The sequence below is a fragment of the Vibrio sp. V03_P4A6T147 genome (assembly GCF_002241085.1).
Lineage (GTDB): Bacteria > Pseudomonadota > Gammaproteobacteria > Enterobacterales > Vibrionaceae > Vibrio > Vibrio anguillarum.
Genome location: NZ_NDIO01000154.1, coordinates 1 through 5,427, shown reverse-complemented (window position 1 = coordinate 5,427; position 5,427 = coordinate 1). Strand labels below are relative to the sequence as shown.

4 protein-coding genes are annotated in these 5,427 nt (G+C 43.9%); 2 read left to right on the top strand and 2 right to left on the bottom strand.

All coding sequences use genetic code 11. The features are described 5' to 3' along the window. Positions 1 to 41: 41 nt before the first annotated feature. Positions 42 to 1,010: a cysteine synthase A gene (gene cysK, locus B9J84_RS05940; protein ID WP_094123750.1), complete on the bottom strand. Its 969-nt coding sequence runs from the start codon at positions 1,008 to 1,010 to the stop codon at positions 42 to 44. Between the two features lie 157 nt (positions 1,011 to 1,167). Beyond that, on the bottom strand, positions 1,168 to 1,920 hold the full coding sequence (cysZ, locus tag B9J84_RS05935; protein ID WP_013857322.1) for a sulfate transporter CysZ: 753 nt from the start codon (positions 1,918 to 1,920) through the stop codon (positions 1,168 to 1,170). Positions 1,921 to 2,150: 230 nt separating this feature from the next. Between cysZ and zipA the strand changes: the two genes are divergently transcribed. After that, positions 2,151 to 2,975, top strand: coding sequence for a cell division protein ZipA (gene zipA / locus B9J84_RS05930; protein ID WP_013857321.1), 825 nt, complete (start codon positions 2,151 to 2,153; stop codon positions 2,973 to 2,975). A gap of 68 nt (positions 2,976 to 3,043) precedes the next feature. Further along, entirely contained in the window at positions 3,044 to 5,059 is a 2,016-nt protein-coding gene (gene ligA, locus B9J84_RS05925; protein WP_094123749.1) for an NAD-dependent DNA ligase LigA, read from the top strand. The last annotated feature ends 368 nt before the right edge of the window (positions 5,060 to 5,427 follow it).

Below are 5,427 nucleotides of genomic sequence, written 5' to 3'. Positions count from 1 at the left end.
GTATGGGGCTTTTTTAAACGAAAATTTGATTTAACCACCTATTACTGTTGGTTCTCTTTCTCGGTAAATAGGCCCGAAAATAGTGCGGTGCTCAGATAACGCTCACCTGAGCTTGGTAGTACCGCTACAATTGTTTTTCCTTCAAATTCAGGTAGTTCTGCTAATCTATTCGCTGCTACAATCGCTGCGCCTGATGAAATTCCAGCCAAAATTCCTTCCTCTTCCATGAGGCGCCTTGCCATTTCAAACGCTTCTTCTGAAGTGACGGCTTCAACACGGTCAATGAGGGATAAATCGAGGTTGCCAGGAATAAATCCCGCTCCTATACCTTGGATTTTGTGTGGTGCAGGTTTAATTTCATCCCCAGCAAGTGCTTGAGCAATGACTGGCGACTCCGCAGGTTCAACCGCAACTGAGATGATAGCCTTGCCTTTTTGGCCCTTAATGTAGCGGCTTGTGCCCGTTAAAGTACCACCGGTTCCGACACCTGCAACGAACACGTCAATCTCACCATCAGTTGCATCCCAGATTTCCGGCCCTGTTGTTTTTTCGTGGATCTGTGGGTTGGCTGGGTTATTGAATTGCTGCAGCAACAAGTATTTTTCAGGGTTGCTGGCAACAATTTCTTCTGCTTTAGCAATTGCGCCTTTCATGCCTTTCGCCGCTTCGGTGAGTTCAAGGTTGGCTCCTAAAGCTTTAAGCAGTTTACGGCGCTCTAAACTCATTGATTCAGGCATAGTAAGCGTCAACTTATAGCCACGAGCTGCTGCAACAAACGCAAGAGCAACACCGGTGTTACCGCTGGTTGGCTCTACAAGTTCAACGCCAGGTTTCAGTGTGCCAGCTTTTTCTGCTTCCCAAATCATGTTGGCACCGATACGGCACTTCACGCTAAAGCTTGGGTTGCGCGCTTCAATTTTCGCCAGTACCTTACCTTTGCTGACTTTGTTTAAGCGAACAAGAGGAGTGTTACCAATAGTCAGAGAGTTGTCTTCGTAAATTTTGCTCATTGCGATATTCCTTTATTACACACGTTATATGTGCCTGGCTGTCTGATAAGACACGTGAGTGGATACAGATGCAGAATAGGTGTTAACCTTAAAACGTAAAAGGATTAAAAAGTTATAACTTATAGAGGGATATGCAGGTTGAATCTCCCTCGCACCATCACTGCAGTTTGTTTTTAAATTCACCAACCCACATGGCTGTTGCACCGCATACAGCAACTGGCATGACGATTAAGTTAACAATGGGTATGGTGGTAAAAATCGACACTAAAACACCAAAGCTATACGCCTTGGTCTGTTTTTGTTTCAAATTGTGTCTCATCTGGTTAAAGCTCACTTTGTGGTTGTCAAATGGGTAGTCACAGTATTGGATGGCTAACATCCATGCAGTGAAAATGAACCACAGCAAAGGGCCTAAGGTTTGTCCTAAGGCAGGAATTAGGAGCAATAAGAACAAACCGATTGCTTTGGGTAAGGTATAGATTAATTTTCGCCACTCTCTTGCGAGGATACGTGGGATATCTTTGACCATAGACCAGATGCCATCGCTGTTGATTGGAGCGCCAATTAATCTTTCTTCCACTTTTTCTGCGAGTAGCCCATTAAATGGTGCAGCGACGAAGTTAGCCAGCGTACTGAAGAAATAGGAGAACGTGGCTAAGATAGTGATCGCGAGCAATGGCCATAAAACGTAACTTAGCCAAGATAAAAAATCAGGGATTTGACCAATAAACTGTTCTATCCACGTATTGAGATGATTGAATAAGTAAAAAAGAGCGCTGCCGACGAGAATGATGTTGATGAGTAATGGCAGAATCACAAAGCGTCGAATGCCGGGGGTGAGTGCTAGCTCTAGACCAAAAAAGAAGTATCCAAAACCTGAACGTTGCTTAAGTGTCATACCGTTATCCATGTGAATATCTGTTAATCAATGCTAAAAAGCTATTCTACTCAACCTGCCGAAGAAGAAAAGCGTGGTGAAAATCACATCATGTATTGAACTTCTCACATTAAGTTGTTCTAAATCGGTACAAACTTTTGGTAAAGTACCCCGATAGACCGATATAACCCACGTTGGTGACACGTTCAATTCAAGCTGGTAAAGCTGAGAATAACCATGCATCGAGAAACTGAGAGTGAAACATGCAGGAATTGCGATTCGTACTCATAATTGTTGGCGCGCTAGCGATAGCCGCGTTGCTATTTCATGGTCTTTGGACCAGTAAGAAAGAAGGGAAGTCCAAGTTTGAGGATAAGCCTCTTGGTAAAATTGATGTTGATCACGATGATACACAATCTGCGACCCAGCGTTCATTTGCTCCGGAAGATGATTTCGAAATTATTCGCAAAGTACGTAAAGAGCCAGATTTTAGTGAAGCGGTTGACCCTCTCATTGACGGTTATTCACCAAGCTTTGAACCTGAAAATGTGCTTGATGAACTCGATGATGTGCCCTCAATATCGATGAAAACCGAATCCCCAAGTCTCAGTGAACAAGATGATGTCATTGCTGACGATAATCAAAAATCCGACGTTCAAGAAGCCGAAATGGAAGTGATTGTGCTGAATGTGCATTGTGCGGGAAATGATCCCTTTGTCGGCACTAAGCTTTTTGACAGTATGCAGCAAAACGGCCTTCTTTATGGTGAGATGGATATTTTCCACCGGCATGCCGATCTGTCAGGTACAGGGAAAGTGCTGTTTAGTGTTGCCAACATGATGCAACCCGGTACATTGGCACATCATGATCCTGCGGAGTTTACTACTCGCGGTATCTCATTCTTCATGACACTGCCTTGCTACGGCGAGCCTGATCAAAATTTCAAATTAATGCTTAAAACCGCTCAACAAATCGCTGATGATTTAGGTGGCAATGTATTGGATGATGCGCGTAATTTAATGACGCCAGATCGATTGGCTGCCTACCGACGCCAAATCCAAGAGTTTAAAAGCGCACGCAACGCGTAGACGCGTAGAATAAACATCGACCATTAAGGGCTCCTAGTCGGAGCCTTTTTTCATGATCCGAGAGAATTATGATGCAAACAATAGAACACAAATTAAGCCAACTTCGTGAGACGCTGCATTATCATGCTGTACGTTATTATGTAGAAGATAACCCTGAAATTCCTGACGCTGAGTATGATCGTTTGATGCGTGAGCTGCTTGAGTTGGAATCGCAGTATCCGGAGTTAGTCACAGCGGATTCACCCAGCTTGCGTGTTGGAGGTAAGCCTTTAGAGGGTTTTGCTCAGGTGACTCATGAAATTCCAATGCTCTCTTTAGATAATGTGTTTGATGAGAAAGAGCTTGATGCCTTTCACAAGAGGATGCAAGACCGGATACCGAGTGCCCACTTTAACGCTTTTTGCTGCGAACCTAAGCTTGATGGTTTAGCCGTGAGTTTGCTTTACGATAATGGTGTGTTAGTACAAGCCGCCACGCGTGGGGATGGCGCGGTCGGTGAAAATATTACGGAAAACGTGCGAACGATCAGTGCTATTCCACTGAAGTTACAGGGAAAAGGGTGGCCCGTTCGTTTAGAAGTTCGTGGTGAAGTGTTCATGCCTAAAGCCGGTTTTGAGCGATTGAACCAACAAGCACTCAAAAAAGGTGAAAAAACCTTTGTTAACCCAAGAAATGCGGCCGCAGGGAGCTTGAGACAGCTCGACTCAAAAATCACAGCTCAAAGGCCGTTGAATTTTTATGCTTACAGTGTTGGTGTGATTGAAGGCGCTGAGTTAGCAAGCAGTCATTATCAGCGCTTTTTGCAGTTAAAAGGGTGGGGGCTGCCGATGTGCCCTGAAACACGTCTAGTCTCTTCAATGGATGAAGTGAAAGAGTACTACCAAAGTATCTTAACTCGTCGCGCTCAACTCGCGTATGAGATTGATGGCGTGGTGATTAAAGTTGATGATATTGAACTGCAACAAAAGCTCGGTTTTGTCGCGCGGGCGCCTCGCTGGGCGATTGCTTATAAATTTCCCGCCCAAGAAGAAATAACGCTCCTGAACGATGTTGAATTTCAAGTGGGCCGTACCGGGGCTATTACACCTGTTGCGAAGTTAGAACCTGTATTTGTGGGGGGAGTCACCGTCAGCAATGCGACATTACACAACGCTGATGAAATTGAGCGCCTAGGCGTGAAAATTGGTGATAGCGTTATTATTCGTCGAGCAGGCGATGTTATCCCACAGATTGTTTCTGTGTTGTTAGACAGACGCTCTAATGCAGTGGTCGATATTGTTTTCCCGCAGTACTGCCCGGTGTGCAACTCTGACATTGAGCGTGTTGAAGGTGAAGCTGTCGCCCGTTGTACAGGGGGGTTAGTGTGTCAAGCTCAGCGCAAAGAAGCATTAAAGCACTTTGTCTCTCGCAAAGCGTTAGACGTCGATGGTTTAGGCGAAAAAGTGATTGAGCAGCTTGTTGATAAAGAGATGGTGAGCACGCCCGCGGACCTCTTCCGTCTAAAAGCAGGGCAGCTAACGGTGTTAGAGCGTATGGGACCAAAATCAGCACAAAATGTCGTTAATGCACTAAATGCCGCCAAAATGACCACATTATCCCGTTTTTTGTATTCATTGGGCATACGTGAAGTCGGGGAAGCGACGGCGGCGAATCTTGCGCTCCATTTCGGGTCATTAGACAAAATTCGCCAAGCGACCCATGAAGAACTACTTGAAGTTCAAGATGTTGGAGTTATCGTTGCGAGTCATATCACATCTTTTTTTGAGCAAGATAAAAACCAACGGGTGATTAATGAATTGATCGAACTCGGTATCCAGTGGCCTAATATCGAAAAGCCGAGCCAAGATGCGATTCTCCCTTTACTTGGTAAAGTGGTGGTTTTGACGGGGAGCTTGTCGAAACTCTCTAGAAGTGATGCGAAAGCGGCGCTACAAGAGCTTGGCGCAAAAGTAACGGGAAGCGTCTCTAAAAACACCGATATACTATTTGCCGGAGAAGCGGCTGGTTCAAAATTAGTAAAAGCGCAAGAACTAGGGATCGAAATTCGCAGCGAACAAGATTTGCTTGAGTTAATGAAAAGCTAATTTTTTAAGCATCCCTTCCTTCATAAAGCCTCAAAATTAATTTTGAGGCTTTATTTTTATCTCAAACCGCCACATTAAAATGTCCAGTAATTAGAAAAAAAGCCCTCATTTTCTTCGATGCCAATCAAGAAGAACTTTACTCTCTTTCAATTTATTATTGCGATGCACTTCAAGTTATTAGTGTAATTGTTTTTTTATCGTTTTGAAAATTAATGAGTTTTTTGTTTTTATATTTTGTTTTATGACTTATTAGATCTTGATCACTTACTTGGTCAAAGTTTGCCGTAGCTCATATTTTTTTAGATAAAAATTAAGTTCTCATTGATGTTTTCTGTTGCGAAGTTAGTCTAGTGAACATGGATACACGA